3 protein-coding genes are annotated in these 2,266 nt (G+C 55.0%); 1 reads left to right on the forward strand and 2 read right to left on the reverse strand.

Annotated features, from left to right (window positions below):
• On the forward strand, window positions 1–1,188 hold a 1,188-nt coding region (locus tag B3C64_RS01190; protein WP_291533150.1), incomplete at its 5' end, for a DUF2142 domain-containing protein.
• Window positions 1,189–1,551: 363 nt separating this feature from the next.
• Here B3C64_RS01190 and B3C64_RS01195 read toward each other — a convergent pair.
• Both B3C64_RS01195 and B3C64_RS01200 read right to left on the reverse strand, forming a co-directional pair.
• The gene (locus tag B3C64_RS01195; protein WP_291533151.1) at window positions 1,552–1,923 is read right to left on the reverse strand and encodes a DUF86 domain-containing protein; all 372 of its coding nucleotides are present in this window, start codon (window positions 1,921–1,923) and stop codon (window positions 1,552–1,554) included.
• A partial coding sequence (locus B3C64_RS01200; RefSeq protein WP_291533153.1) for a nucleotidyltransferase family protein occupies window positions 1,923–2,266 on the reverse strand: 344 nt, incomplete at its 5' end. The genes B3C64_RS01200 and B3C64_RS01195, both read right to left, overlap by 1 nt.

Below are 2,266 nucleotides of genomic sequence, written 5' to 3' on the forward strand. Positions count from 1 at the left end.
GTCGGCGGGGCGGTCGATCGCGACTGGATGCAATATTCCTTGGAGCAATATGACGGGTATGATCCGACGGTCGTGATCTCAGATACCGTTGCTGAGGACAAATCATCGGCGACGGTGGATTTGCCGTTCAACAATACGGCAACGAATTCGCCAATCGTATATGCTCCGCAATTGTCGGGCTTTGCCTTGGGGCGATTGTTCGGTCTCGGCCCTGGGGCCACATACCGGTTGGCCGAGGCGTGCATGCTGATCGTCTACGCGCTGATTATGTTCTGTTCGGTCCGCGCGTTGCCGAAATGGCGCATTCCGATCGGTTTGTTGCTGTGCGTTCCCCAGATGCTGCGGTTCGCTTCATTTTCCATTTCCGCGGATTCGTTTACCCAAGCTATGGTCATATTGTTCAGCTGTTTGCTGTTCCGCGAAATTGTCGGCAGGCGGTCGCGGCGCAATGCGATTATGCTTGCCGTGGCCGGCGTGGTGCTGGCGATGTGCAAGTTTGTGTATATGCCGTTGGTCCTGCTTGTCGTCCCGCTGATGTTTGACCGCGTTGCCGGCCGATGGCGGGTGAATCGCGCCCAGGCCGCACCATTGTCCGCATGCGTGGTCCTGTCTGGTGGATGGATCATGTTCTGGCTGAGCGCCAATGGTTGGTATACGAATTGTCCGATGCTGGTCTCGTACGAGCAGATGAGCGAGCGCAAGCATGCGCTGCTTACGGATCCGGCGGCCATATCGGAGGTCGTAAAGAATATCGTATGGTCGATAACGCATGCCCAATCGAATATGAATAATCGGAACGGCAGTATCGGCATTGCCGCGTGCTGGTCGGCGATTGTGGTCTCCATAATCATGCTGGCCGTGGCAAGTATGCTGAAGATCATTGCTCGGAGCCGCCGGCAGGCGGTAGGATCGGCCGATGATTCCAAAGGCATGTGCGATAGGTTTTCTCTGCCATATGCGTGGCTGGTCATTGCGCTTTGCGTCGGGGATGTCTTGCTGATCTACCTGGCGCTATGGCTGCAGTATGATGCGGATGGGGTGATTGGGGTCGACGGTATACAATACAGGTATTTCCTTCCCTATGCGCCTTTGTTCGCGTTCGTAATGTTGGAATCGGGAAAGCGGTTGCTGAACGGATCGTTCCGGAACCGGCATGCGCTGAATTCGGCATCGATAAATGCAGTGTGACCGCGGTTTTCAAGCATAACCGAACTCAACGGGGTCATTTTTGCGTTTTTGACCGACCTTGACCCCGTTAAATCGTATTGTGGCATCGGGAAGGCCGTATATTGCCGGAGAGATTCTTGAAATATCTGTTCGGTCTGAACCCATTGCTATCACAAGACAGCTGGGCGGTGTTTGCGCCATAGCGAAAGTGATTGCCAATCATCGAAATCCCATATCGCGAATGGGTATTTGAAAGTACTTAAATAAGGAATGCCGCCTTGGTGTGCATCAAAAAGAGAGGCAGTGGCGGCTTTTAACGGAAAATCAATTTAGTCAAATGTGGCTATTTGGCAAAATCATTTCGGCGGGTGGCAGGATGGGCTGTCAATCCTTTATGGCGTTGACGTAGGGGAGCAGTTTGGCGAGAAGCGCTTCGGCGTCGATCGTGGCCGATTCGTAGAGCGCGTAGGAGTCGATGCCGTCGTATTCGTGCACGATGACATTGCGTAACGCACGCAGCTCGTTCCATGGGAGTTGCGGAACCGTTTCACGGAATTCGTCGGAAAGTCGTCTTGCGGATTCCTGCGCCTGCACCATGTCCATCGCCACGGAGTTGAATCGCATGTAATCGGATTCGAGCGCCTCGGCTGAACCGGCGGCCGAGGCGTCGTCGTGTGCTCGTTGCACATGTTCGACGAGTCGAATGAGATTCGTCTCGTCGCGGAACCGTTGGTCGGCGTGTGTCCTGCGTGCCATCATGCCACCCTGATCATATCCGGCTGGATGTGCAGGTAGAAGCGTCGGCTTGCTCGGCTGCGCTGCGCGTTGCGCTGCAGCGAATCCAGTGAAGTGAGCGATACCGCGCGATTGAAAGCGCCTTCCAATTCGTGCTGCAGCGCTTCTCGCCGCATCATGCTGAGATGATTGCCCGACTCGGCTCGGTAAAGCAGGTCGATATCCGAATCGGCGTCGGCGTCGCCTCGTGCCGTGGAACCATATACGTACACTTCACTGAGTCCGTATTTCCGTGCGATACTGCCGATGATGAACTTCATGGTGGCGATTTCCACCATGCTGGCGTTGGTGCGATGATTGTCGG

It is taken from the genome of Bifidobacterium sp. UBA6881, assembly GCA_002451435.1.
GTDB lineage: Bacteria > Actinomycetota > Actinomycetes > Actinomycetales > Bifidobacteriaceae > Bifidobacterium.